This is a genomic window from Vibrio sp. 10N.222.48.A3, from assembly GCF_041475345.1.
GTDB classification, from domain to species: domain Bacteria; phylum Pseudomonadota; class Gammaproteobacteria; order Enterobacterales; family Vibrionaceae; genus Vibrio; species Vibrio tasmaniensis_A.
In genome coordinates, this window is the sequence record NZ_JBFRVX010000458.1 from 1 (window position 1) to 305 (window position 305).

Consider the following 305-nt stretch of genomic DNA (forward strand, 5'->3'; position numbering starts at 1 on the left):
TTACTACGATTGGTATTACATAAGGAAGTAGTCGATGAAGTTACAGAAGATTAATAAAGAAGAATATAGAAAGAAGATGAACCTACTGTTGGTTTCATTGGTTGGGTCACTAGCCTTGTTTGCCATTGTATTTGGTAGCATTCTGATTGAGCTTTTTGGTTCAGCTGGCTCCGTTACAGGGGAAGCGACGGGTAATTTCCATTTGAATGTACTCGGGGTGATTTTATCAGTCGCCTTGAATGCGTTTATTGCGAGCCGTGTGAAAGGGCATGATTACTTTAAAGAAGCGCTTTATGTGTGGAACC

General features: G+C 40.7%; 1 protein-coding gene. It reads left to right on the forward strand.

Annotated elements, in window-relative coordinates; translation table 11 throughout:
* Positions 1-34: 34 nt before the first annotated feature.
* Positions 35-305 (forward strand): DUF3087 family protein (locus AB4653_RS13770; RefSeq protein ID WP_372104448.1); only part of this gene is annotated, 271 nt, incomplete at its 3' end.